The organism is Streptomyces sp. NPDC028314 (genome assembly GCF_055565795.1).
This window is the reverse complement of sequence record NZ_JBVHTP010000002.1, coordinates 118,703-140,940: the sequence shown is the minus strand read 5'-3', so window position 1 is coordinate 140,940 and position 22,238 is coordinate 118,703. Positions and strand designations below refer to the sequence as shown.

The window sequence follows — 22,238 nt, the reverse complement described above, 5'->3', positions numbered from 1 at the left end:
TCAGCCCTGACCTCGCGCCGGGCGTCCGGCCGGGAGTGGCTCGGCCGGCTGGGCCCCGTGGGCCGGTTCGGGAATGGAGGCGAGCTGCCGGAGCGCGTAGTCGCGGTTGGCGGTGGTCTGCTTGCGGTACGTCTCGGGCAGGTCGGGCAGCGCGAGGAGCCGGTCACAGGCTTCGAGCGAGGCGGTGTAGTCGCCGACCCAGTACGCCGTGATCGAGAACTCGAACAGCAGCCCCCAGCGGTACACCCAGGGCTGGGTGAACAGCAGGTCGTCCGGTTTCTGCTGGTCGAGCACGGCGCGGACCACCGCGTGCGCCGAGTGGTAGCGGCCCATGGTGCGCAGGCGGGCCACCAGTTCGTAGCAGGCTTCGAGCCGCTGCGGGCGCGAATCCCAGGCGCGCGAGAGGGTGTCCATGGCGCCCGGCCAGTTGCCGGATTCGGCCTGGAGGATCCCGGACTGCAGCAGCGCGACGTACACCTCCTCGACCCAGCCGCCCATCTGCGCACGCCGCTCGTACAGGGCGATCGCCTCGTCCTTGCGGCCCATGTCGCGCATGGTCTGGGCCAGGTAGAAGACGGTGCGCGTGTTGGCGGGGTCGCGCTTCATCTCGGCGCTGAGCAGGCGTGCGTCGCGTTCGAACTTGTCGTGCCGGGAGCCCCCGTCGGCGTAGTCCTCGATGACGAGCGCGTCCAGGTTCTCCTGGGCGTGGTCCTGGTCGGCGGTCAGGTACTCGTGGGTGACGCCCTCGTAGCGCCAGGGGAGGCTGCCCCGGACCAGGCGCTTGATGCGGTACTCCGTCTGGCCCTCGTGGCGGAGCATGTACGAGTCGGAGGTCAGCCGGGGCAGTGGGCCCTCCCGCCGGATCACCAGGTCGGCGTCGAGGAGGAGCAGGAAGTCCGCCTTCCCGCGCGCGTGGGCGATGTTCAGGCTCCGGTTGTGGCCGAAGTTGACCCAGGGCTCCTCGTGGAGCTCGCCCGGGATGCCCTTGAGTGACGTACGGATGAGGTCCTGGGTTCCGTCCGTCGAGCCGGTGTCGGAGATGACCCAGGTGTCGATCAGGTCGCGGACGGAGGCGAGACATCGCCCGATGACCTTGGATTCGTTCTTGACGATCATGCAGAGGCAGATGGACGGCTTCACGGCATCACCATTCCGTGGGGGTCGGACCGCGGCGCCGGGATCGGTCGGCGGCGAGGACGTCGCGACCCTAAGCACGGGCTCCGGGGGCCTTGGAACGGCACGCCGACCCCGGCCCCCGTTCGCGCGCGCGTACGCGTCCGTTAGGGGAGGTGTTGTAGACCAATCCGTTAATAGGGAGGCAAAACGCTCAAGCCTGTCGTTTTTTGATCCGATGACGCCAAGGCAAGCTCCCGCTTGCTTCCGGAACATCGCTTGATCCTGTTCGACAAGGAGCAAATGAATGAGTCCTGAGCACAGGACCCGGTCCTCCCTCGGCCCACTTCCCAGACGCAACACCTGGCTGAGGGGGAGCGCCATCGCGTCGCTCGCCCTCGTGTTCACGGGATTGGTGAGCCCCGCGGTTGCCATGGCGCCGCGTGTCACGACGACCGCCGACGTCGCCCTGGCAAGCCCCATGGGCGGGGACGACTGCAGGCCCCCGCAAGGGGAGGACGGCCCGCCGCCGTGGGAGGAGGACGGTCCGCCTCCGTGGGCGGAGGAAGGCCCGCCGCCGGGCGTCGCGGGGGACCCGCAGAGCCAGTTCATGGACGGTGAGCAGTACCAGCCCGAGGGCGCGGTCATGGCGAACCCGCCCGACCGGTGCAAGGAGGGCCCCACCGGGCCGACCGGGCCCACCGGACCCACGGGCCCGACCGGACCCACGGGCGACACCGGTGCCGCGGGCGCGACGGGTGACACCGGTGCGACGGGTGACACCGGCGCGACGGGCTCGACGGGAGCCACGGGTGAGACCGGCCCTGCGGGCGCCACGGGTGACACCGGCGCGACGGGCACCACCGGTGCCACGGGTGAGACCGGCGCCGCGGGCGCCACCGGAGCCACGGGTGCCACCGGCGAGACGGGCCCCACCGGGCCCACGGGTGCGACGGGTGCCACCGGAGCGACCGGAGCCACCGGTGAGACCGGCGCGGACGGAGCTACGGGTGCGACCGGTGCGACCGGTGCGACCGGTGCCACTGGTGCGACCGGCGCCACGGGCGAGACGGGAGCCACCGGTACGACCGGCGCGACGGGTGAGACCGGCGCCACGGGCGCGACCGGTGCCACCGGCGCAACGGGTGCCACGGGTGCCACCGGCCCGACCGGGCCGTGCTCCGACATCGACTCGTTCGCCCCCTCGGGCACCGAAGACTTCCAGGCGGTGCTCACCGGCGGGAAGACGTTCGCCGGACGGGCGCCCTCGCTGGGCGGCACGATCGTCTGGCAGGACCTGACCAACCCCACCGCAGTGGGTACGGACGACGCGAACCCGAACTACCCGGCCGGTGTCTGCGGCGTCGCGATCGAGGCCCAGGGCGCGAACGCGTACATCAAGGTCGTGACGGTGACCGGCACCGTGTGGCAGACGCACGGCGACGTCAACGGCACGAACTTCGTCTGGGACGAAGGCTGGCTCCAGCAGCCGACACCGACACCGGTGGTGCTCCGGTCGAAGAAGTTCAAGGGTGACCTGCAGGCCAGCGGCAACCTCAACCGCGGCATGCCGCCGGGCCTGAAGCGCTCCTGATCCCGTCAGGATCGTGACCGCCTAGCAGCGGAACAGCACGAAGAAGGGGCGCCCCTCATCAGGGGCGCCCCTTCCTCTTTCGGCCCGGCCCGGCGCGGCAGGCCCGGCGCGGCAGGCTCAGCCGGCCGGGCCGGCGGTCAGTCGCCCTTGAGGGCGATCGCCGAGGCTGGGGAGGCGCAGTAGGCGGCGTCTCCGTCCAGGGTGGTCACGCGCTTGCCCGCCGCGTTGACGATGGAGCCGCCCTGGACGTAGGTCCGGTGGGCCCGGAGGGTGTCCAGGGCGGCGGCGCGGGCGACCGCGGCGAGTGCGGCCCCCGGAGGGCCGCGAGGGGGCTCCGCAGGGCCCGCAGGGGCGTTTTAGGCCCTTCGGGTGGTGTTTGTCGGAAGATCGGCGCGCGTGACGGAGGCGCTCCGGTTGCGCGCACATCATGACGAATGTATTCAGATCCGCCCGTCGGAACATCGCGAAACGAGGCACCCCGTCATGGCACACCGCATCAGCGTCACGTCGATCTGGACCGCCGTCCTCGCCGCACTCGTGGCACTTCTCGCCTCCCTCGGCCTCGGCGCGAAGGCGGCCCCGGCCGCCGCTGCCGCCGCCTCCGCCCCGGCGGCCCCCGAGGCCACCGCCGTGCGCCGGCCGGTGGTGACGGCCCGGCGGACCTGGCGGGCGATGATGCGGGGCGGTTCGCTCCCGCCCACCATCAAGCAGCGGATCCGGGCCGAGGCCCACGGCAAGACCCCGTCCGTCCGCCGCTCGACCACCGCCCTCGCCACCGGAACCGCCGGAACCGCTGGAACCGCCGGAACCGCTGGAATCGTCGCCACCTCCGCCACCTCCGCCTCCGCCGTCACCCCTGTGGCCCAGGCCGGAGCCGCCCCGCGCGAACTGGCGCTCGCTGCGTAGTTCGCGTAGAGGCCGTAGCGCGGAGCGGTACGGAGCAGAAGCAGGACCGGACGTACGAAACCTCGCCCGGCAGACGGACCGCCACGGCAGGAGCACCGCAAGGCCGCAGTGGAACAGCCCGTAGGACGCAGTTAGCAGTACGCAGGACTGAAGTCGCAAGTCAGGCGGTCAGGCAGGCAGGACCGCAGACGTAGAGCGCAGGACCGCAGAGCGCAGGACCGCAGAACGCAGGACCCCAAGACGCAGATCCACAGATCCACAGATCCACAGAAACTCAGAAACTCAGAAACTCAGAAGCACAGCACCCCAGAACCCAGGCGCTGGAGCCCGGTCGCTACCCGACCGAGGATCGCGCCGTGACGTGCCCCTGCCCGGGGCACGGGTGGGTCACCCCGGCGGGCGCCGGGGGCGTGCAGGGGGCGCAAAGCTTGGCGTTGCAAGGGTGGCGCAGGGCCGCAGGCCCGGGAGACGGCGGGGTTCCCGGACGGCGCGGCCCTTTTTGGCATGTCCAGGGGGTGGAGGTTTGGCGGAACGATTCTCCACCGCCGCGGCAGGGGTTTCAGCAGCCCGCGAGGCGCTGACCTGGGCCGCTGAGGGCGCGAATGAGGTTTATCCGATGTTGCTCATGCTTGCGGGGGAATCGGGGCGTCCGGGGTGGTTCGCCGGGGATTCGGTGGGCAACTCTGGTCTCGCGACGTCGTCACCGCACGGAACGACCGGGTCAGTCGGCCAACTGCCCGGGCATGAAGCCCACTTCGGTTTTCTGGAGGATTCAGACATGGCAAGCATCCGTACCGCCCGCGTCATCGTCGCCGTCGCCGCGCTCCCCCTCGCCGTCGCCTTGTTCGGTGGAGTGGCCTCGGCCGACAACGGCTCCTTCGCGAACGACGGATCGAATGCGAGCGTCGCCAGCATCATCGGCAGCGGTGTGGGCGGCAACAACCTCGGCAACTCCTCCACTTCGCAGCAGGTGGCCACCGGCTCCGGCGCGTCCAACCAGAACAACACCGCGCAGGTCAACGGCTCGGCCTTCACCGCGATCGAGCAGCACAACGCGAACGTGGCGGTGAACTTCTTCCCCTGGCGGTAGATGCGGCTCCGCAGCCGCGCTGACTGTTGAGGGCGCCTGTGCGACCGGACCGGCTGGGGTCCGGTAGCGCAGGCGCCCTCGGGCGTTTCCCGACCTTGACATCCACACCGAATCTGACGGACAGTCAGGTTCCCTCGTTGATGTGATGCCGGGAGGCCTGCGCCGTGCACCTCGCCCCGACCGAAGGCCAGTTGCGGCTCCGCGCCGAACTGCGGGACTACTTCCAGAACCTGCTGCCGGACGGAGTCCCCGAGGACCCGGCCGCCCAGCGCGCACTGCTGCGCCGCATCGGCGCCGACGGTCTGCTCGGCCTCGGCTGGCCCGTCGAGTACGGGGGCCAGGGCAGGGGATCCGACGAGCAGTTCGTGTTCTTCGACGAGGCCTACCGGGCCGGCGCCCCCGTCTCCATGGTCACCCTCAACACCGTCGGCCCGACCCTGATGAAGTACGGGACCCAGGAGCAGAAGGACTACTTCCTGCCCCGGATCCTCAAGGGGGAGCTCGTCTTCGCCATCGGCTACTCGGAGCCCGAGGCCGGCACCGACCTCGCCTCGCTGCGCACCCGCGCCCTGCGGGACGGCGGCGACTGGGTGGTGGACGGACAGAAGATCTTCACCTCCAACGCCCAGAACTCCGACTGGATCTGGCTCGCCTGCCGCACCGATCCCGAGGCCCCCAAGCACAAGGGCATCTCGATCATCCTGGTCCCCACCGACGCCCCCGGGTTCGCCTGGACCCCGATCGAGACCGTCGGCGGCCTCACCACCACCGCCACGTACTACGACTCGATCCGGGTGCCGGCCACGAACCTGGTCGGCCCCGAGCACGGCGGCTGGGGCCTGATCACCAACCAGCTCAACCACGAACGCGTGGCCCTCGCCGCCATCGGCATGCAGGCGGAGGACTTCTACGCGCGGGCCCTCGACCACGCCCGCACCGCCGACCCGGCCACCGGCGAGCGCCCGGCCGACCGCCCCTGGGTGCAGGCCCGGCTCGCCGAGGCGCACGCCCGGCTGGCCGCCGTACGCCTCCTGAACTGGCGCCTCGTCCAGGACGTGGGCAGCGGCGGCCTGGCTCCCGGCGACGCGAGCGGCGTGAAGTTCCTCGGCACGGAGTCCACCGTCGAGGTGTACCGGATGTGCCAGGAGGTGGTGGGCGAGGAGGCCCTGGTACGGGGGCCTTCGGCCTTCGCGGGCGGCGAACTGGAGCGGATGAACCGGGCCGCCCAGATCAACACCTTCGGGGGCGGGGTCAGCGAGGTGCAGCGGGAGATCGTCGCCATGATGCGGCTCGGCATGAAGGGAAGGAAGCGATGACCGCCGACGGAGCCGGAGCCGGAGCCAAAGCCGGAGCCAAAGCCGCAGCCGCAGCCGGAGAGGCAGCGACAGCGACAGAGGCAGCGACAGCGACAGAGGCAGCGGCAGAGGCAGCGGCAGAGGCAGCGACAGCGACAGAAGCAGCGGCAGCGGCAGCCAGGTTCCACACGCTGCTGGAGTCCTTCGAGGGCCGGCCCGCCGCCACCGCGGGCCGGGCCAAGGACGCGGTCAACCAGCCGATGATCCGCCACTGGTGCGAGGCGATGGGCGACACCAACCCCGTCTACACCGGTCCGGACGCGATCGCCCCGCCCACCATGCTCCAGGCCTGGACGATGGGCGGGCTCTCCGGCCACACCGGCCGCTCCTCCGCCTACGACGAACTCCTCGCGCTCCTCGACGGCGCGGGCTGCACCTCCGTGGTCGCCACCGACTGCGAGCAGGAGTACCTCCGCCCGCTGCGCCCCGGCGACGACATCACGTTCGACGCCGTCATCGAGTCGGTGTCGCCGGCCAAGACGACGAAACTCGGCACCGGGCACTTCGTGACCACCCGCATGGACGTCCGGGCCAACGGCGAACTCGCCGGGACGCACCGCTTCCGGATCCTCAAGTACGCCCCCGCCCCGAAGCGGCGGCCCGAGCCGGCCGAGGCAGCACCCCCGACCGTCCGGCCCCAGCGCCCCCGACCCGTGATCAACCGTGATAACCAGGGCTTCTGGGACGGGGTCCGGGACCACAGGCTGCTGATCCAGCGCTGCACGGCCTGCTCCACCCTCCGCTTCCCCTGGCTCCCCGGCTGCAGCGCCTGCGCCTCCCCCGACTGGGACACCGTCGAGGCGAGCGGGGCGGGCACGGTCTTCTCGTACGTCGTCATGCACCATCCGCCCTTCCCGGCCTTCGACCCCCCGTACGCGGTCGCCCTCGTCGAGCTCGCCGAGGGCGTCCGGATCATCAGCAACATCACCGGCGTCCCGTACGACAAGGTCCGCATCGGCCTGCCCGTCCAGCTGGAGTTCCTGCGGGTCGACGACACGCTCGAACTCCCCGTCTTCCGAGGGGAGGCCGGCTGACATGGACTTCCACCCCACCGAGGAGCAGGCCGCCGCGGCCGGACTCGCCGCACGGATCTTCCGCGACCTCGCCACCCACGAACGCCTCGCCGCCGCGGGCGCCGGCAGCGACGCCGAGTTGTGGAAGGCCCTCACCGCATCCGGACTGATCGCCGCCGTCGAGGAGACCGGCCTGCTCGGCCTGGTGCTCCTGCTGGAGGAACAGGGCCGCACCACCGCGCAGGTCCCCTACGCCGCCACCTGCGCCTACGGCGTCCTCCCCGTCGCCCGCCACGGCAGCCCCGAGCAGCGCTCCCGCCTGCTGTCCGCCCTGGGCACCGGCGAGGCGGTCGCCACCGGGGCCTTCCCGGCACGCGGCCGGATCACCGCCACACCCGACGGCCGGCTCACCGGAACCGCCGCTGTCGTGCCCTGGCTGCGCGATGCCACGCACGTCCTGGTGCCGGACGCGGACCGGGCCCTGTGGCTCGTACGGACGGACGCGCCCGGGGCGAGCACCTCGGCGGTGGAGACGACCGCGCCCTGGTCGGCGGGCGCGCTGACCCTGGCGGGGGCCGAGGCCGAGCGGCTCGGCGGACCGGAGGCATACGAGGAGGTGCTGGCGGCCGCCCGCACCGCCTTCGCCGGCCTCCAGGCGGGCGTCTGCGCGGGCTCGCTGGCCCGCGCCGTGGAGTACACCTCCACCCGCGAGCAGTTCGGGCGGCCGCTCTCCACCAACCAGGGGGTCATGCTGCGCGCCGCCGACGCCCACATGGACACCGAGGCGATCCGGGTCACCACGTACGAGGCGGCCTGGCGCATCGACGCGGGGCTCCCCGCCCACGAGCACGCGCTGACGGCGGCCTGGTGGGCCTCGGAGGCGGGCAAGCGGGTCGTGCACGCGGGCCAGCACCTGCACGGCGGCATGGGCGCCGACCTGGACCACCCCGTCCACCGGCACTTCCTGTGGGGGCGGCAGCTGGACGCGTACCTGGGCTGCGGCAGCGAGCTGCTGGCCGAGCTGGGCGCACTCATATCGGCGGCCCCTCAGGGCCCACAGGCTCCGCAGGACCTACCAGCCCCACAGCCCCCACCACCCGCGATACCGCCCGCCACCCGGCCCGCGATACCGCCCGCCGACGACACCGTGACACCCGAGGGGGAGCCCGTATGAACGTCGGCGACCGACTGCCGCCGCTGGAGATCCCGGTCACCCGCACCCTGATCGTCGCGGGCGCGATCGCCTCCCGCGACTACCAGGACGTGCACCACGACGCCTCGCTCGCCCGCGAGAAGGGCTCCCCGGACATCTTCATGAACATCCTGACCACCAACGGTCTGGTCGGCCGGTACATCACCGACCACCTCGGGCCCTCCGCCGTGCTGCGCAAGGTGGCCATCCGCCTCGGCGCCCCGAACCACCCCGGCGACACCATGACCCTCACGGGCACCGTCACCGCCCGCGACGGCGATACCGCCGAGATCCGCGTCGTCGGCGCCAACGGCATCGGCCACCACGTCACGGGCACCGTCACCGTCACCCTGGGGGCCGCGGCATGAGCGCCCGTACCCGCGACGAGCTCGGCGGACGCGCCGCCATCGCCGGCATCGGCGCGACCGAGTTCTCCAAGGACTCCGGCCGCAGCGAGCTCAAGCTGGCCGTCGAAGCCGTGCACGCCGCCCTCGACGACGCCGGGCTCACCCCCGCCGACGTGGACGGCATGGTCACCTTCACCATGGACACCAGCCCCGAGATCACCGTCGCCCAGGCCGCCGGCATCGGGGAGCTCTCCTTCTTCTCCCGCATCCACTACGGCGGCGGCGCGGCCTGCGCCACCGTCCAGCAGGCGGCCCTCGCCGTCGCCACCGGGGTCGCCGAGGTGGTGGTCTGCTACCGCGCCTTCAACGAGCGCTCCGGCCGCCGCTTCGGGTCCGGGGTGCAGCAGCGGGAGCCCTCGGCGGAAGGCGCGGCGCTGGGCTGGTCGCTGCCCTGGGGGCTGCTCACCCCGGCCTCCTGGGTGGCCATGACCGCCCAGCGCTACCTGTACGCCCACAACCTCACCCCGGACGCCTTCGGCCACGTCGCGGTCACCGGCAGGCGGCACGCCGCCAACAACCCCGCCGCGTACTTCCACGGGAAGCCCATCACCCTGGCCGACCACGCCGCCTCCCGCTGGATCGTCGAGCCGCTGCGCCTGCTCGACTGCTGCCAGGAGACGGACGGCGGGCAGGCGCTCGTCGTCACCACCGCCGAGCGGGCCCGGGACCTGCGGCAGAAGCCGGCCGTGATCACCGCGGCCGCTCAGGGCGCCGGCCGCCGCCAGGAGGGCATGACCTCCTTCTACCGGGACGACCTCACCGGGCTGCCCGAGATGGACGTGGTCGCGCGCCAGCTGTGGCGGACCAGCGGGCTGCGGCCGTCCGACATCGACGTGGGCATCCTCTACGACCACTTCAGCCCGTTCGTGCTCATGCAGCTGGAGGAGTTCGGCTTCTGCGGCCAGGGGGAGGCCGCCGATTTCGTGGCCGCCGACGCGCTGCCGCTCAACACCCACGGCGGGCAGCTGGGAGAGGCGTACCTGCACGGCATGAACGGCATCGCGGAGGCCGTGCGCCAGCTCCGGGGGACCTCCGTCAACCAGGTCGGGGGCGCCGCCCACACTCTGGTCACCGCGGGCACCGGCGTTCCCACGTCCGGTCTGATCCTGGGCTCCGACGGCTGAGCGCCCCGCCGGTCGGCCCCGCCTCCTCCACCTTCAGGAGGTGGGGCACGGCCCGGCCCTACAACCTGAGATGGACCTGGCTTCGGCACCTGCGGCCGATCCCAGGAGCGTGCCGCGCTCCTAGCGTGGAGGCATGACCACGCCTGTGTGCACGCTCGCCTCGAATCCGACGCCGTACCCGTCGTTCTCGGCGTACGTCCGGACCCGCGGCTCGGTCCTGATGCGCACCGCGCGCTCCCTGACGGCCAACCCCTGCGACGCCGAGGACCTGCTCCAGACGGCCCTCGCCAAGACGTACGTCGCCTGGGACCGCATCGAGGACCACCGGGCCCTCGACGGCTACGTCCGGCGGGCGCTGGTCAACACCCGCACCTCCCAGTGGCGCAAGCGCAAGGTCGACGAGTTCGTCTGCGACGAGCTCCCGGAAACGGAAGACGTCCCGGCCGCCGATCCCGCGGAGGCGCAGGCGCTGCGCGACGCGATGTGGCGGGCGGTGACCCGGCTGCCGGACCGGCAGCGGGCGATGGTGGTACTCCGCTATTACGAGGACCTCAGCGAGGTGCAGACGGCCGAGCTGCTCGGGGTCTCGGTCGGCACGGTCAAGAGCGCGGTCTCCCGCGCTCTGGTCAAGCTCCGCGAGGATCCGGAACTCACCGTCATCCGCTGAGGGCGCCCTTCGGCACCTCGATGTTTCACGTGAAACATCGAGAGGGTTTCTACTCTTGGGTAGTGACATGCCGACCGGTACGTGCGCAGAATCGGCAGCATCCGTAGCCGCCGCAGCGCCGCAGCGCTCACCGGGAGGACGCTTTGCTCAGCACCATGCAGGACGTACCGCTCCTCGTCACCCGCATACTCCAGCACGGGATGACGATCCACGGGAAGTCCCAGGTCACGACCTGGACCGGGGAGGCCGAGCCGCACCGCCGCAGCTTCGCCGAGATCGGTGCCCGCGCCACCCGCCTCGCCAACGCCCTGCGTGACGAGCTCGGAGTCCAGCAGGACGACCGGGTCGCGACCCTGATGTGGAACAACGCGGAGCACGTCGAGGCGTACTTCTCGATCCCCTCCATGGGTGCCGTCCTGCACACGCTGAACCTGCGACTGCCCCCCGAGCAACTGGTCTTCATCGTCAACCACGCGGCCGACCGGGTCGTGCTGGTCAACGGCACCCTGCTGCCGCTCCTGGCGCCGCTCCTGCCGCACCTGCCCACCATCGAGCACGTCGTGGTCTCCGGCATCGGCGACCGCTCCGCGCTCGAAGGCCTCGGCGTGCGCGTGCACGAGTACGAGGAGCTCCTGGAGGGCCGCCCGGACACCTACGACTGGCCCGAGCTGGACGAGCGCCAGGCCGCGGCCATGTGCTACACCTCCGGCACCACGGGGGACCCCAAGGGCGTCATCTACTCCCACCGCTCGATCTACCTGCACTCCATGCAGGTCAACATGGCCGAGTCGATGGGCCTGACGGACAACGACACCTCCCTCGTCGTGGTTCCGCAATTCCACGTGAACGCCTGGGGCCTGCCCCACGCCACGTTCATGACCGGAATCAACATGCTGATGCCGGACCGCTTCCTCCAGCCCGCCCCGCTCGCCGAGATGATCGAGCGGGAGAAGCCCACGCACGCCGCCGCCGTCCCCACCATCTGGCAGGGGCTGCTCGCCGAGGTCACCGCCAACCCGCGCGACCTGACCTCGATGAAGCAGGTCACCATCGGCGGAGCGGCCTGCCCGCCCTCCCTGATGGAGGCGTACGAGAAGCTCGGCGTCCGCCTCTGCCACGCGTGGGGCATGACGGAGACCTCCCCGCTCGGCACCATGGCGCACCCGCCGGCCGGTCTGACGCCCGAGGAGCAGTGGCCGTACAGGATCACGCAGGGGCGTTTCCCCGCGAGCGTCGAGGCCCGCCTGGTGGGCCCGGGCGGCGACCACCTGCCCTGGGACGGCGAGTCGGCGGGCGAGCTGGAGGTGCGCGGCGCCTGGATCGCGGGCGCCTACTACGGCGGCGCGAGCGGCGAACCCGTCCGCCCCGAGGACAAGTTCAGTGCGGACGGCTGGCTCAAGACCGGCGACGTCGGTGTGATCAGCGCCGACGGGTTCCTCACGCTGACCGACCGGGCCAAGGACGTCATCAAGTCCGGTGGCGAATGGATCTCCAGCGTCGAGCTGGAGAACGCGCTGATGGCCCACCCCGAGGTGGCCGAGGCGGCGGTCGTGGCCGTCCCCGACGAGAAGTGGGGCGAGCGCCCGCTGGCGACCGTGGTCCGCAAGGAGGGCGCGGACGTCGACTTCCCGGGGCTCCACCGGTTCCTCGCCCAGTCGATCGCCAAGTGGCAGCTGCCGGAGCGCTGGGCGTTCGTCGAGGCGGTGCCGAAGACGAGCGTCGGCAAGTTCGACAAGAAGGTGATCCGCAAGCAGTACGCGGACGGCGAGCTGGACGTCACCACGCTCGGCTAGCCGCGTCAGCCCCGTCAGCCCCGCGTGAGCCATGGCCGCAGCAGCTTGCTGACGGCGGGCATGGCCACGTAGGTCATCAGGGTGCTGAAGACGACCGCGAAGGCGGCCGTGCGCACCACGAAGTGCACGTCCACCAGGAACGGGCCGAGCACCGCGTTGCCCGCGAGCGAGATCGGGAAGATGGCCAGCCCCGAGCTGATCGCCATCTTCCAGCGCGGCGGCGCGGGCCGGCCCGAACCCGGCTTGGCGAACCACGTCTCCATGCCGTGCAGTTCCCGCCGGGCTATCTCGGTGTGGTGGTGGCCGAGGCAGTTGGCGAACCACTGCGCCCGCTCCGCGGAGTCCTGCCAGCGCTGGAACGCCTCCTGGCTGCGGAAGCGGTGCACCAGGAACCAGGGCCCGCCCTCCGTCGCCGGGCGGAACAGCCCGTACCCGAGGTGGTCCGGGAACGTCGAGGCCGTCTCCAGGATGCCGTGGGCCCAGGCCTCGAAGGTCTCCTCGTGACCCGGGTCCACCTGACGGGCGATGAGCAGGTTCACCTCCCCGTTGTCGGCGGGGACGGTGTGCTCGGTCGTGTCGGTGATGGCCATGCGGCCAGGATGACTAGTTGGTGCCGATCTTCGCCAGCAGGTCCACGATGCGGCCCTGCACGTCCGTGGTGGTGGCCCGTTCGGCGAGGAACAGCACGCTCTCGCCCGAGGCCAGCCGCGGCAGTTCGGCCGGGTCGATCCCGGCGGTCGTGTAGACGACCAGCGGGGTGCGGTTCAGCTGCCCGTTCGCGCGCAGCCAGTCCACGATCCCGGCCCGGCGGCGCCGCACCTGCATCAGGTCCATGACCACCAGGTTGGGCCGCATCCGGGAGGCCAGTTCCACGGCGTCCGTGTCGGCGCCCGCCCGGGCGACCTGCATGCCGCGCCGCTCCAGGGCGGCGGTCAGCGCGGTGGCGATCTCGTCGTGCTCCTCGATGAGCAGGACCCGGGAGGGGTGCTGCTCGCTGTCGCGCGGCGCGAGGGCCTTGAGGAGCACGGCCGGATCGGCGCCGTACGCGGCTTCGCGCGTGGCGTGCCCCAGTCCGGCCGTGACCAGTACGGGCACCTCGGCGGCCACCGCGGCCTGACGCAGCGACTGCAGGGCGGTCCGGGTGATCGGCCCGGTCAGCGGGTCGACGAACAGCGCGGCCGGGAAGGCGGCGATCTGCGCGTCCACCTCCTCGCGGGAGTGCACGATCACCGGGCGGTAGCCGCGGTCGCTGAGCGCCTGCTGCGTCTGGACGTCGGGCGCGGGCCACACGAGGAGCCGGCGCGGGTTGTCCAGCGGCTCGGGCGGCAGTTCGTCGTCCACCGGGCGCGGCACCGGACGGTTGACCACCTCGACGGCGCCACCGGGGCCGTCCAGCGGCTCGGGGCCCTCGTCGGAGCCCGCCTCCGGAGCTCCTATGGCGAAGGCCCGTCCCTGGGGCGCGGGCTCGGCCAGCCGGCGCCGCCGGCCGGAGCCGCTCGCGTCGACGGAGATGCCCTGGCCCAGGGTGCCGAGGGCGCGCACGCTGATCGGCTGCGCCGGGTCCGCCTGGGCGTCCTGCGGCTGCCGGGCCCCGGGGACGGCAGCCTGGCCCGCGGCCTCGTCGTCCTCAATGGCGGTCCGGGCCGCCGGAACCGGCCACGCGGGGGTACCGGGCAGCGCGCGGCGCCGGCCGGTCGGGTGGGCGGGGTCCGCAGGGTCCTGCGCACCCGAGTCGGCCTGGGCGCCCGGGGCTTCGGGCTCGGCCGCGGGCGCTCCGAGCACCCGGCGTCCGCGCCGCCCGCCCGGAGCGTCGGCCTCGGCCTCGGCCGGAGCGGCGGCCGGGCCGGCCATCGCGGGAGTCTGTGCGGCGCCCGGAGGCACCGGGGCGGGACCCGCGGCCGCGGTGGGCCCCGCGGGCAGGGCGAAGCCGCCCTCGGGGGCGATGGGCCGCGGCGGAACCGGAGCCGCGAGGCCGGCCGCCGGGACCGGACCGCCGGGCTGCGCGGGCGGGCCGGCGGGCCCCAGCGCCCGGCGGCGTCCCGCCGGGTGCTCGGTCACCGGAACCGGGGGCACCGGCGGTACGGGAGGCAGCGCCGGCATGCCGGTGCCCTGCGGGGGCACGGGCCGCCCGGAGCCGCCCTGCCCGCCGGCCCCGCCGTTCGCGGAGCCGTCGGCGGGCCCGTTGGCCGGCCGGTTCGCCGGCCCGCTCATCGGGCCGTTGGCGGGCCCGCCCATCGGGCCGCCCACGGGAACGCCCGCCGGGCCACCGGCCGGCCCGCTCATCGGACCGTTCGCGGGCCCGTCCATCGGGCCGCCCCCCGGTCCGCCCATCGGGCCGTTCAGCACACCGGGGCCGACGCCGACTCCGCCGCCGACGCCGTTCCCGCTGCCGTCGCCGTCCCGCCCGCGGCGGCGCCCGGTCCCGAGACCCGCCGGGTTCACGGGGGACTGCGCCAGCTGCGATCCGGCCGGGCCGGCGTCGACCGGGCCGCCGTCGGCCCGCCGCCGCCCGGACGGCAGCGCCAGCGCGCCGCCCTCGCGGGATCCGCGCGGGTCACGGTCTCCGGGAGCCTTCGGCTCGTCGGTGTCCTCCTCCAGGAACGCGTCCACCCCGCGCCGGGCGCGGCGTCCGCCGGACTCGCCCTTGCCGCCGGTCTCGGGCTCCTTGGCCGGCTCCGGCACCGGCTCCGGTTCCGGCAGCGTCACCGTCCCGGCTCCCGCGCCGAGCGGCAGCTCCAGCACGTACGCCCCGCCGGGCGCGCCCGGGACCTCCACCGTCTGGAGCACCCCGCCGTGCGCGGCGACGATGCCCCGCACGATGGGCTCGTGCACCGGGTTGCCGCCCTCATAGGGGCCGCGCACCTCGATCCGTACGACGTCACCGCGCTGCGCGGCGGCCACCACGATCGTGGAGTCCCCGTACCCGCTGCCCTGGGCGGTCTTGCCGGTGGCGTCCACCCCGGCGACGTCCGCGACCAGGTGCGCGAGCGCGGTCGCGATCCGGTCGCCGTCCACCTCGGCCTCGATGGTCGGGGCGTGCACGGCGAACTGCGCCCGGCCCGGCCCGATCAGCTCGACGGCGCCGTCGACACCGGCCGCGACCACCGTGTTGATCAGGATCTTCTTCTTGGCGAGCTTGTCGCCGCCGGCGTCGAGCCGCTGGAAGCCGAGGACGTTGTCCACCAGCGTGGTCATCCGGGAGTACCCGGCGGCCAGGTGGTGCAGCAGCTGGTTGGCCTCGGGCCACAGCTGGCCCGCGTCGTCGGCCGCGAGCGTCGCCAGCTCCTGGCGCAGCTCGGCCAGGGGTCCGCGCAGCGAGTCGTCGAGGACCGCCAGCAGCTGGGCGTGCCGCGCCGCGAGGGCGTCGTACGGGCGCCGGTCGGTGAAGGTCATCACGGCGCCGACGAGCAGCTCCCCGTCCCGTACGGGCGAGGTGGTGAGGTCGACGGCGACGGGCTGCCCGGCCTTGTTCCACAGCACCTGGCCGCGGACCCGGTGCTTGCGGCCGCTGCGCAGGGTGTCGGCGAGGGGCGATTCCTCGAAGGGGAACGGCGAGCCGTCGGCGCGCGAGTGCTGGATCAGCCCGTGCAGCTCGCGGTTGCCGAGATCGGTGGCGCGGTAGCCGAGGATCTGGGCGGCGGCCGGATTGACGAGCACGACCCGGCCGTCGGTGTCCGTGCCGACGACGCCCTCGGCGGCGGCGCGCAGGATCATCTCCGTCTGCCGCTGCGAGCGGGCCAGCTCGGCCTCGGTGTCCACGGTCTCGGAGAGGTCCCGTACGACGAGCATCAGCAGCTCGTCACCGGTGTAGGCCGGCGCGGGCTCGCGGTAGGCGTCACGGCCGTCGAGGTGGGCGCTGGTGACCTCGACGGGGAACTCGGTGCCGTCGGTGCGCCGCGCGGTCATCCGCTTCGGCCTGGCCCGGCCCCCTTCGTCGTCGCCGGGGCGGCGCATGGAGCCGGGGATCAGCTTCGAGTCGAACTCGGGCAGCAGGTCCAGGACGCCGCGGCCGACGAGCCCGGTGCCGGGGCTCTCCATGATCTCTAGCGCGATCGAATTCGCGTTGACGACCGTGCCGTTGGCGTTGACGAGCAACAGCGCGTCGGGAAGAGCGTCGAGTATTGCTGCGAGGCGAGCAGCGCCTCGGGATGGCCTGCTGCTCACGACGAGCTTCCTCCCTGACCACAACTACCGGCATGTCACGGGAGGAGTCTAAGGGCACGGCCCCCCGGCGGGGTGGACGAAGTGCGGCCGATACCGCCCATCCTCCGCATCCTCCCAGGTCAAGAACTCCCACTCGGAAGCACAGGTTCCATCTCGTTCCAGCGGGAGATGTCGCATCCGTTCCTCCGCTGGAACGTGGTGTCCACCTTCTTTTCGTTCCACGTTCCGGTGATCCGGGCGGTGGCCGGGCCGCCGTCGACCATGGCGCAGAACTGCCGCTTCGAGACGGGTGCGAAGGGGTCCTTGTGGTCCTTCGCGAACGCGCCGAGCCGGGCGCAGGCGTCCTGGGCGCGGGGGTGGGTCCCGCCGACCGGTTGGCACTCCAGGGTGTACTCGCCGTCGGCGAGCCGGTTGCCGGTGTTGGACACGGCGATGGTCAGCCGGTCGGGTGCGGGTGGCGCCAGCAGCCGGCCCAGGGGCAGCGGTGGCAGCGGTCCTGCGGCCGCGGCGGCCAGGGCGGAGGTGACGGCGAAGGCGGCGAGACGCAGCATGTGGCACTCCAGGTCGTCCGTACGTCGTACGCCTGACAAACGACGTGCCCGCCCCGATGTTGCGTGCCCGGCGGAGCGTGCGTGTGTACGCGCCCCGCGCGTGTTCTTAAGGCTTTGCCCTGGGCCTGTCGTTCCTTGTACCGTGGGAGCGGATTGGTGACCGGCCCTGGGCCTGTGTCATCATCTGCACGCACCTTCGTACGCGAGGGTGTGCTGGAGGCGTCGCCTAGTCCGGTCTATGGCGCCGCACTGCTAATGCGGTTTGGGGCTTACCCCCCATCGAGGGTTCAAATCCCTCCGCCTCCGCACCTCACCGAAGCCCCGGTCCTCAGGACCGGGGCTTCGGTGCGTTCCAGGACGTTTCCGGGACCTTCCGGGCGGCTGCCGGACTGCGCACGGAGCCGCCCCGGCTGCTCCCCAGGTCTTCCCCGGGGGCTTCCGGATGATCTTCTTCCGGGCTGTTTCCGCAGGTCAGCGGCGGTGGAGCTAATGGATTTCGCGTCCCGCCGAGGTCCATGTATTGTTGTTCTCGCAAGGCCAACGGGGCGCAAAACCCCGATAAGCCCAAGCACTCGTAGCTTAACGGATAGAGCATCTGACTACGGATCAGAAGGTTGCAGGTTCGAATCCTGCCGAGTGCACGCAGATCAAAGGCCCCCTGGACATCGTCCGGGGGGCCTTTGACATCAGCGGGTGACATCAACGTATGAAGTCGGACCGCTTAAACGGCCGGCGGCTCCTCCCGAGCGTCGCCCTCTTCCTCGCCGGGTTCGTCAACGCCGAGCGCGTCATCCATTCGGTCGGCAGCCGCCCGCAGCGTCGTCTGCATGACGTGCGCGTAGGTGTCGAGCGTCATGGTGATCGTGCTGTGACCGAGCGTCTCCATGATCGTGCGAGCGTCCACACCCTGTGCAAGCAATAGTGACGCGCACGTGTGGCGCAGGTCGTGCACGCGGACCCGCCGGACCTTGGCGTTGCCGCACAAGATCGTGAGCATCCGATTCAGACTGCGCGGATCGGTGGCGCGGCCGGTCGCCGTCGTGAAGATCAGCCCACTCGGCTGGTGGGCGAAGGGCTGCCACTTCTCGCCGGCCACCCTCCGAACCGTCTCCTGCTGTTCCTGGTGCGCACGCAACGCGTCCACGCACCGCTTCGGGAGTGACACGGTCCGGATGGAGCGAGCCGTCTTCGGAGTGCCGAAGATCAGCTCTCGTCGGATGCGCTGAAGGTTGCGTCGGACCCTGAGCTGTCCGCCCACCAGGTCGACGTCCGACCATGTGAGTCCCAAGACCTCCCCGCGGCGCAGTCCGGTCGAGATCAGCAGGAGCCACAGCGCGTACAACCGGTGGGGCCTGGCGGTCTTCAGGAGCATTCGCACTTCCGCCGCATCCAAAGGGTGCACTTCTTCGCGCTTCACGGTGGGTGTCTCCACGATCCGGGCGACGTTGCGCGCCACCAGTTCCTCACGGACTGCCTGCTGGAGCGCGGAGCGCAGCACTGCGTGCACGTACTGGACCGTTCGAGCCGACGGCTGGCGCGCACAGCAGCGGCCAACCGCGCAGCAGGTCCGGTCCTCCTTGGCACGTGCGGCATCGGCCCCCCGCATGCAGCAAAGACACCCCGCCTTGAAGTCGGCGAGGAACCGGCGCACGTCGGTGGGTGACAGCCGGTTGAGTCGCTTCGTGCCGAGCGCGGGACGGATGTAGAGGCGGGACAGTCCCTCGTAGCTGCTGAGCGTCGCTGGCTTGAGCCGGTTCGGAGCGATGGCGGCGAGCCAGTACGTCAGGTACTCCCCGAAGGCCATGGAGGACGTCGCGGCGGGGATGCCCTGGCGGGTCTTGTCTTGCAGCTCGATGATCTTGTCGCTCACCTCCTCGCGGGTCTTGCCGTAGACGAACTTCCGGACCCGAGTGCCATCCGGCCGGTAGACGTAGGCAGCCGCCTGGTAGCGGCCGTCCTTGCGCTTCGTGATGGTGCCTTCCCCGTTGGCGCGCCTCTTGGCCATCAGGCAGCCTCCTCAAGCTTGTTGTGGATGTAGGTCTGGAGCGCGACGCGAGGGATGCGCCGTGCGCGGCCCTCGGTGTAGCTGGGCAGTGCGCCCGAGCGCAGCAGGTCGTAGATCTTGCTGCGGCTGTATCGAAGGGCCTGCATGGCCTCGGGCACGGTGATGGCTTCATGGGTCGCGGGCAGCGTGAAGCTCAAAGCGGGCTCCATGGGATGAGAGGCGGGGTGTACCGGCCCCGCTGGAAAGTCAGCGGCACAATGTCGTGGGTCGCGGACCATCGCGGACCACCCCCTTTGACCTGCGGATTTCTCAGGGGTGGTGTGAGGTCCATCGCGGACCACCCGTGAAGGCGTGGTCCGCAATGGGCGCGCTTTCGGGGTCGATGAAAGCGCAGGTCAGACAGGGTGGTCCGCGATGGTCCGCGGCCCTGCGGAATGTAGGCGGGCTCTACTCCAGCGAGTTCGGGGAGAGCCGCAGGGTGATCCCGGTGTAGGTGCGGACGCGGATGCCGCCATCACGGGGCCGGGTGGTGGTGAGCTGGGGGACGACAGATTGGAGGTTGCGGCCGAAGATCTGCTTCGTGCCGGCGCGAACCCCGTTGTCCTCGGCCCACTCGCGCCAGACGTTCCACAGGGCGTCTACCTGCACCTCGCAGGCCGGTCCGGTGGTACAGCGTTCGCGGACGAACGCGCTGGTGGGCGACGCGGTGTCCTGCATGATCATGACCGCGTCCCGGGACGACTCCGGCTGTGTAATGCGGCCGGTGCGCTCCAGACGGGCCAGGCCTTCGAGAGCCCAGTTCAGGATGCCGGGCATCTCGGAGGCGAGCTTGGCGTCCAGGCCGGTGTCTTCCCTGCCGAGCCATGACATGGTCAGGTTCAGCACGATGAACCGGCGGGCGATGACACCGGAGGCGTCCCCGAAGGAGGGCAGTTCGTTGGTTAGGACCATCAGCCGGGTGGGGAGCTTGCCGGTCCAGACATCGCGATACTTGCGGTCGATGTCGATGGTGTCCTCGCCGGAGATCGTCAGGAGCCGTTCGACCACTCCGTTGTCGTTGCCCGACAGGCGCGCGTCGGCGATGACGGCGAGCGGCTTCCCGATCAGGGACTGGAGCCCGAAGTTCGTGCCCAGCGCGGAGAGGGGCGGGCCGGCGATGTTCTCTTCGCCGACCATCTCCTTCATGACCCGGGCGATGGTGCCCTTTCCGGACCGGGTGGGGCCCTTGAGGAGCATGATCTTCTGCTGGTCAGTACGGCCAGAGAGGACGTAGCCGAACCATTCCTGCAATGCGGCAATCGACGCGGGATCCTCGGGCCACAGCTCGCGCAGGAAGTTGTCCCAGTTCGGGGCGACGGCCTGCGGGTCGTAGTCGAAGGGGACGGCGACGATGTTGAAGAACCCGGGAGTGTGGGGCAACAAGGCCCGGTCCCGGATGCGCAGGATGCCGTTTTGGCACGCGACGATTGGGCTGCGGTCCGCCGCGGCCTTCTCTCGGTTGATCCAGGACGGGGCGTCCACCTCTGTGGGTAGGAGAGTGACAGCGAAGAGCGCGTCCAGGAGGTTGCCGAGCTTGGTCCGGGTCGGCGCCCAGTCCCTGATCTCCGGAAGTCCGTCGCTGTCGGTGCCGGCCACGTAGGTCGCGTGCTCCAACTGCTCGTACAGCCTCTTACGCATCAGCAGGTCCTCGAACTCGCGCCAGCAGGTGCCGGTCCAGCGCATCCACGATCCCCGCCACCGCCGGCACAGCAGGTGCCCTTGTTCGTCCTCCCAATCGGGCAGGATCCGGCGTGCGACGGCCATGGGGTTGGTCGGAGCGGGCAGCTCCTCGGCGCGGCTCATGCGGTCTTCCTCCCTTCCTGCGGGGCGATGCGGGGGCAGTCGGTGCGGTGCTGCTGGTGGTCGGCGATCAGGGCGAGGGCGCGCCGGTGCCCGGCGGCGAACAGGTCGCGTCCGCACGAGCACCACGACCGAACTGACGGGGTCACGCCGCGGCCGGGAGCGACGGTGTGGAGCCAGGCGACGGGGCGGCGACCGTCGTCGCCGTGCGGGCCAGGGCGAAGGGCAGAAGGGACGCCTTCGGCGACGACCTTCGCCGCACCACGCCCGTCCGGGGCGGGGGCCTGTTCGGCGGGGTGGGGGTTGGTGGTCACGATGCCCTCACCGCGACCGTGTTGAAGCCGTTGGCGACCGCGCGGGCCGCGTACGCCTTGGGCACGTCGACGGCGACGGCCGCGTCGATGATGCGGTCCCCGAGGATCTCCAGGCCGCAGGGGCCGGGGCAGGCGGTGTGCTGGTTGGCGAGGAAGCGTGCGACCCCGTACGCGGTACTGCCGGCGCCTTCCTTGCGGCAGGCGGCGATCCGGGCGAGACCCCGTTCCAGGCCGGTGCGGACGAAGGTGTCGGTGTGTCGGCATCCGGTGGCTACCGAGCGATCCCAGACGGCGCGGGTGGGCGAGGAAGAGTCCACCTCCATCCGAAGCGGGCGGGTGGTCTCTTCCCTCACGACCAGCTCGCGGACGACGTCCGGCAGGAGCGTGATGGGGCCGGTTCCGGGCCCGTACCAGCGGGTGTATTGCATGCGGGACTTGATGTCGATGCCGGGCCGGACCTTGTTGGCGGACTGCATGGCGCCCCGGTAGATCCAGTGCTCCCCGCGGGTCGTTGCCACGACCTTGGTGACCGGAAGGTTCTGGCGGGCCCAGGTGACGGCGTCCGCGTTGTCGAGGTCCACCACGGTCAGACGCGCGCCGCCCGGGTGGTAGGCAACCGCTTCCGCCTGCCGCCAGGCGGTCGCCCACGCGGGGGAGGTGAGGACGTCGGGGTTGGTGTGGGCCGCGGCCCAGCCGTGGCACGGAGCGGGGCACTGGCAAGGGCCGGCGGCCTTCATGTGGGGCCGGTCCCCACAGAAAGAGCCGGCACAGGCGGGGCAGTTCCCGAAGGGAAGCTTGCCTTCGCGCAGGGGCAGTGCGGGGATGCCGAGTTCGGCGAGCCAGATGGCGGTTCGCAGGTGGGTGGGTAAGGCCGGGCGGTTGGGGTCTCGCGGGAAGTCGGTCGGGTGGGTCATGCTGGTCTCTCCAGTTCTTGCGTTCTGGACGAGAGCGGCCCCGCTTCATTGGCGTGAGAGGGGGCCGCTCTTGGCCTGTCGGACGGGTGATGCGGAATCCCTGCCGCAGGTGGGGCAGGGAGGCTTGGGCACCCCCTGGCGGGGGGCGTGTGGAGGGGGTTTCGGGGGTCTGACCTGCGGCGCCTCCCTGCCTCCCT

Annotated in this window: 19 protein-coding genes and 2 tRNA genes; 12 read left to right on the top strand and 9 right to left on the bottom strand. The window is 71.7% G+C overall.

Features of this window, described 5'->3' with window-relative positions; genetic code table 11:
* Positions 1–1,140: a glycosyltransferase gene (locus ACZ4TG_RS04815; RefSeq protein WP_468159900.1), complete on the bottom strand. Its 1,140-nt coding sequence runs from the start codon at positions 1,138–1,140 to the stop codon at positions 1–3.
* 280 nt (positions 1,141–1,420) lie between these two features.
* Between ACZ4TG_RS04815 and ACZ4TG_RS04810 the strand changes: the two genes are divergently transcribed.
* The 10 genes from ACZ4TG_RS04810 to ACZ4TG_RS04765 all read left to right on the top strand — a co-directional run bounded on the left by ACZ4TG_RS04810 (position 1,421) and on the right by ACZ4TG_RS04765 (position 12,254).
* Positions 1,421–2,707, top strand: coding sequence for a hypothetical protein (locus ACZ4TG_RS04810; protein WP_468159899.1), 1,287 nt, complete (start codon positions 1,421–1,423; stop codon positions 2,705–2,707).
* Between the two features lie 483 nt (positions 2,708–3,190).
* The gene (locus ACZ4TG_RS04805) at positions 3,191–3,613 is read left to right on the top strand and encodes a DUF6344 domain-containing protein (protein ID WP_468159898.1); all 423 of its coding nucleotides are present in this window, start codon (positions 3,191–3,193) and stop codon (positions 3,611–3,613) included.
* 778 nt (positions 3,614–4,391) lie between these two features.
* On the top strand, positions 4,392–4,703 hold the full coding sequence (locus ACZ4TG_RS04800; protein WP_468159897.1) for a hypothetical protein: 312 nt from the start codon (positions 4,392–4,394) through the stop codon (positions 4,701–4,703).
* Positions 4,704–4,867: 164 nt separating this feature from the next.
* Complete coding sequence (locus ACZ4TG_RS04795; protein WP_468159896.1) at positions 4,868–6,019, top strand: acyl-CoA dehydrogenase family protein; 1,152 nt, start codon at positions 4,868–4,870, stop codon at positions 6,017–6,019.
* Positions 6,016–7,092, top strand: a complete 1,077-nt coding sequence (locus ACZ4TG_RS04790; protein ID WP_468159895.1) for an OB-fold domain-containing protein — start codon at positions 6,016–6,018, stop codon at positions 7,090–7,092. Before ACZ4TG_RS04795 ends, ACZ4TG_RS04790 begins: the two co-directional genes overlap by 4 nt.
* 1 nt (position 7,093) lies before the next feature.
* Positions 7,094–8,245 carry an acyl-CoA dehydrogenase family protein gene (locus ACZ4TG_RS04785; protein ID WP_468159894.1) on the top strand — a complete coding sequence of 384 codons (1,152 nt, stop codon included), beginning with the start codon at positions 7,094–7,096 and terminating at the stop codon, positions 8,243–8,245.
* Complete coding sequence (locus tag ACZ4TG_RS04780) at positions 8,242–8,631, top strand: MaoC family dehydratase (protein WP_468159893.1); 390 nt, start codon at positions 8,242–8,244, stop codon at positions 8,629–8,631. Before ACZ4TG_RS04785 ends, ACZ4TG_RS04780 begins: the two co-directional genes overlap by 4 nt.
* Positions 8,628–9,794 (top strand): lipid-transfer protein, encoded by a 1,167-nt coding sequence (locus ACZ4TG_RS04775; protein ID WP_468159892.1) that lies wholly within the window; start codon positions 8,628–8,630, stop codon positions 9,792–9,794. Before ACZ4TG_RS04780 ends, ACZ4TG_RS04775 begins: the two co-directional genes overlap by 4 nt.
* 133 nt (positions 9,795–9,927) lie before the next feature.
* Entirely contained in the window at positions 9,928–10,461 is a 534-nt protein-coding gene (locus tag ACZ4TG_RS04770; protein ID WP_468159891.1) for a SigE family RNA polymerase sigma factor, read from the top strand.
* Positions 10,462–10,604: 143 nt separating this feature from the next.
* Positions 10,605–12,254: a long-chain fatty acid--CoA ligase gene (locus tag ACZ4TG_RS04765; protein ID WP_468159890.1), complete on the top strand. Its 1,650-nt coding sequence runs from the start codon at positions 10,605–10,607 to the stop codon at positions 12,252–12,254.
* A gap of 14 nt (positions 12,255–12,268) precedes the next feature.
* Here ACZ4TG_RS04765 and ACZ4TG_RS04760 read toward each other — a convergent pair whose 3' ends face one another.
* From ACZ4TG_RS04760 to ACZ4TG_RS04750, 3 genes are all read right to left on the bottom strand, one after another.
* Positions 12,269–12,844 carry an antibiotic biosynthesis monooxygenase gene (locus ACZ4TG_RS04760; RefSeq protein WP_468159889.1) on the bottom strand — a complete coding sequence of 192 codons (576 nt, stop codon included), beginning with the start codon at positions 12,842–12,844 and terminating at the stop codon, positions 12,269–12,271.
* Between the two features lie 13 nt (positions 12,845–12,857).
* Positions 12,858–16,418 carry a response regulator gene (locus tag ACZ4TG_RS04755; protein ID WP_468159888.1) on the bottom strand — a complete coding sequence of 1,187 codons (3,561 nt, stop codon included), beginning with the start codon at positions 16,416–16,418 and terminating at the stop codon, positions 12,858–12,860.
* 119 nt (positions 16,419–16,537) lie between these two features.
* On the bottom strand, positions 16,538–16,969 hold the full coding sequence (locus ACZ4TG_RS04750) for an SSI family serine proteinase inhibitor (protein WP_468159887.1): 432 nt from the start codon (positions 16,967–16,969) through the stop codon (positions 16,538–16,540).
* A 215-nt stretch (positions 16,970–17,184) separates the two neighbouring features.
* Between ACZ4TG_RS04750 and ACZ4TG_RS04745 the strand changes: the two genes are divergently transcribed.
* Positions 17,185–17,275: transfer RNA gene (locus tag ACZ4TG_RS04745), tRNA-Ser, on the top strand.
* Between the two features lie 262 nt (positions 17,276–17,537).
* Positions 17,538–17,610: transfer RNA gene (locus ACZ4TG_RS04740), tRNA-Arg, on the top strand.
* A gap of 80 nt (positions 17,611–17,690) precedes the next feature.
* On the opposite strand, the gene ACZ4TG_RS04735 is transcribed toward ACZ4TG_RS04740, so the two are convergent.
* The 5 genes from ACZ4TG_RS04735 to ACZ4TG_RS04715 all read right to left on the bottom strand — a co-directional run bounded on the left by ACZ4TG_RS04735 (position 17,691) and on the right by ACZ4TG_RS04715 (position 22,041).
* On the bottom strand, positions 17,691–18,974 hold the full coding sequence (locus ACZ4TG_RS04735; RefSeq protein WP_468159886.1) for a tyrosine-type recombinase/integrase: 1,284 nt from the start codon (positions 18,972–18,974) through the stop codon (positions 17,691–17,693).
* Complete coding sequence (locus tag ACZ4TG_RS04730) at positions 18,974–19,171, bottom strand: helix-turn-helix domain-containing protein (RefSeq protein ID WP_468159885.1); 198 nt, start codon at positions 19,169–19,171, stop codon at positions 18,974–18,976. The genes ACZ4TG_RS04735 and ACZ4TG_RS04730 overlap by 1 nt, the downstream gene beginning before the upstream one ends.
* Positions 19,172–19,421: 250 nt before the next feature.
* Complete coding sequence (locus ACZ4TG_RS04725; RefSeq protein ID WP_468159884.1) at positions 19,422–20,816, bottom strand: DNA primase family protein; 1,395 nt, start codon at positions 20,814–20,816, stop codon at positions 19,422–19,424.
* The gene (locus tag ACZ4TG_RS04720; RefSeq protein WP_468159883.1) at positions 20,813–21,127 is read right to left on the bottom strand and encodes a hypothetical protein; all 315 of its coding nucleotides are present in this window, start codon (positions 21,125–21,127) and stop codon (positions 20,813–20,815) included. The genes ACZ4TG_RS04725 and ACZ4TG_RS04720 overlap by 4 nt, the downstream gene beginning before the upstream one ends.
* Positions 21,124–22,041 (bottom strand): bifunctional DNA primase/polymerase, encoded by a 918-nt coding sequence (locus tag ACZ4TG_RS04715; RefSeq protein ID WP_468159882.1) that lies wholly within the window; start codon positions 22,039–22,041, stop codon positions 21,124–21,126. The genes ACZ4TG_RS04720 and ACZ4TG_RS04715 overlap by 4 nt, the downstream gene beginning before the upstream one ends.
* Positions 22,042–22,238: the final 197 nt, after the last annotated feature.

Excerpts from the sequence above, each read along its gene's own strand:
- ACZ4TG_RS04800 (WP_468159897.1), top strand. The coding sequence starts at position 4,392 with ATGGCAAGCATCCGTACCGCCCGCGTCATCGTCGCCGTCGCCGCGCTC.
- ACZ4TG_RS04715 (WP_468159882.1), bottom strand. The coding sequence starts at position 22,041 with ATGACCCACCCGACCGACTTCCCGCGAGACCCCAACCGCCCGGCCTTA.
- ACZ4TG_RS04785 (WP_468159894.1), top strand. The coding sequence starts at position 7,094 with ATGGACTTCCACCCCACCGAGGAGCAGGCCGCCGCGGCCGGACTCGCC.
- ACZ4TG_RS04780 (WP_468159893.1), top strand. The coding sequence starts at position 8,242 with ATGAACGTCGGCGACCGACTGCCGCCGCTGGAGATCCCGGTCACCCGC.
- ACZ4TG_RS04725 (WP_468159884.1), bottom strand. The coding sequence starts at position 20,816 with ATGAGCCGCGCCGAGGAGCTGCCCGCTCCGACCAACCCCATGGCCGTC.
- ACZ4TG_RS04770 (WP_468159891.1), top strand. The coding sequence starts at position 9,928 with ATGACCACGCCTGTGTGCACGCTCGCCTCGAATCCGACGCCGTACCCG.
- ACZ4TG_RS04760 (WP_468159889.1), bottom strand. The coding sequence starts at position 12,844 with ATGGCCATCACCGACACGACCGAGCACACCGTCCCCGCCGACAACGGG.
- ACZ4TG_RS04750 (WP_468159887.1), bottom strand. The coding sequence starts at position 16,969 with ATGCTGCGTCTCGCCGCCTTCGCCGTCACCTCCGCCCTGGCCGCCGCG.
- ACZ4TG_RS04810 (WP_468159899.1), top strand. The coding sequence starts at position 1,421 with ATGAGTCCTGAGCACAGGACCCGGTCCTCCCTCGGCCCACTTCCCAGA.
- ACZ4TG_RS04790 (WP_468159895.1), top strand. The coding sequence starts at position 6,016 with ATGACCGCCGACGGAGCCGGAGCCGGAGCCAAAGCCGGAGCCAAAGCC.
- ACZ4TG_RS04735 (WP_468159886.1), bottom strand. The coding sequence starts at position 18,974 with ATGGCCAAGAGGCGCGCCAACGGGGAAGGCACCATCACGAAGCGCAAG.
- ACZ4TG_RS04775 (WP_468159892.1), top strand. The coding sequence starts at position 8,628 with ATGAGCGCCCGTACCCGCGACGAGCTCGGCGGACGCGCCGCCATCGCC.
- ACZ4TG_RS04805 (WP_468159898.1), top strand. The coding sequence starts at position 3,191 with ATGGCACACCGCATCAGCGTCACGTCGATCTGGACCGCCGTCCTCGCC.